This window comes from Pedobacter sp. (assembly GCF_045628745.1).
Classification (GTDB): Bacteria; Bacteroidota; Bacteroidia; order Sphingobacteriales; family Sphingobacteriaceae; genus Pedobacter.
The window spans coordinates 1-1,776 of record NZ_JAZQPU010000261.1; the positions used below are offsets into that span (position 1 = coordinate 1).

The following is a 1,776-nucleotide window of genomic DNA, read 5'->3' on the forward strand; positions in this document are numbered from 1 at the left end:
TCCCCTTGTCCGTACCAGTTCTAAGTTGGTTGTTAATTGTACGCCGGACGACCGAAGTCTGCCAAAGCCGTCAGAACCCCGATGCTGGAAAGCTCCGGCCCGAAGGCTAGTGCAAACCTGCTCCAGAGACGTCCAACTAAAAAGCAAAAAATACCCGTATTGTTTAGCTAAAAAAGCGAGGCTGAGGCAAAAGCCCGTCAGGAAGAGATAGGCCAGGGAACGATTACTTTTAAACCTGAGGTAAGCCCACAGTGCCAGCAATTGAAAAAAAAGCGACAGGGGCTCCAGCGTAATGTCGATGCCACTTAAATAAAGCGAAGAACAAAAAAAGAGGATCGCTAGAAATCCATTACTCGCATTTTTAGGACTGATGTGTTCAAAAATTTGACGTAATAAACAGGCACATCCCACTAAAATGACTACATTCATCGCCAGGAAAAACCGGGGATCTGGCTGATCACTGAAAAGAAAAGGTAAACCAATATAGGCTATGGACAAGGGGTTATAGGAAGAGGCAATTTCTATAAAATAGACTTTCCCCTGGTAGAGTTCGCGGGCCACGGAAAGGTAAAAACCCGCATCGGTACCCACAAAAGGATAGTAAAAAAGGTGAAAGAGTTGCTGGGCGATGACGCCTATACTGAGTTTTTGAACGGCCGCTGTTCTCATCATCTACTTTTAAGGGTGTCTGTAATGAAAGTGATTTCTGTAGCTTTTAGATCGTAATAGAGGGGGAGGCGCATTAAACAGTTTTCGTAACGGTCGCTCTGCGCAAGACAACGCTGGTCGTGCTTCTCCCGGTAATAAGGGCTTTTATGCAAACTTAAATAATGAAATACCGACAGGATCTCTTTTGCTTTTAACTTGTCGATCAGGGCAGTGCGCTGGTTGAGGTCTTTACACACAAGGTAAAAAAGGTGTGCATTGTTACTGGCATAGCTGGGAATATGTGGTAATTGCACCTCGTTTTCTTGGGCCCAGTCTTTTAATTCTTCCTGGTATTGCAGCCATAAAGCTTTTCTCTTGGCCTGGATAATGGTCAGCTCTTCTACCTGTGCCCATAAAAAAGCGGCAATAATTTCGGAGGGTAAAAAGGAACTGCCCACATCTACCCAGCCATATTTATCCACCTCTCCACGGAAAAAGGAGGAGCGGTTGGTGCCTTTTTCCCAGATGATTTCTGCCCTGTGGATAAATTGTGTATCATTAATGGCCAGCATGCCGCCTTCGCCGGAGATGATATTTTTGGTTTCATGAAAGGAAAAGGTGGCGAGGTGCCCAATGGAACCCAGGGCTCTGCGGATGCCATCTTTGCCCGTATAATGACTTTCAATTGCTTGTGCCGCATCTTCAATCACAAATAAATGGTATTTTTTGGCCAAAGCCATAATTTCATCCATCGCACAGGCAATGCCTGCATAATGTACCGGCACAATGGCTTTTGTTTTTGGTGTGATTAACGCTTCTATTTTAGAAACATCTATATTCGGGTTATCCTTTTCTGAATCTGCAAAAACTAAATGTGCACCCCGTAAAATAAAGGCATTGGCAGTGCTCACGAAAGTGAAGGAAGGCATAATGACTTCATCGCCGGGCTGGATATTGATCAGCAGCGCTGTCATTTCCAATGCATCAGTACAGGAAGTGGTGAGCAGGCATTTCTTAAAGCCATAACGTGCTTCAAAAAATCCCTGGCACAGTTGTGTGTATTTGCCATTGCCGGAAATTTTTCCCGTTTGCACAGCATCGTACATATAGTGTGTTTCTTTTCCGGTT

At 44.7% G+C, this 1,776-nt stretch carries 2 protein-coding genes; both read right to left on the bottom strand.

Annotated elements, in window-relative coordinates; genetic code table 11:
- On the bottom strand, positions 1-672 hold a 672-nt coding region (locus ACR2F7_RS09890; protein WP_432713407.1), incomplete at its 3' end, for an ArnT family glycosyltransferase.
- Positions 669-1,776, bottom strand: a 1,108-nt coding sequence (gene rffA / locus ACR2F7_RS09895) for a dTDP-4-amino-4,6-dideoxygalactose transaminase (protein ID WP_432713408.1), incomplete at its 5' end; no start/stop codon positions are given. The genes rffA and ACR2F7_RS09890, both read right to left, overlap by 4 nt.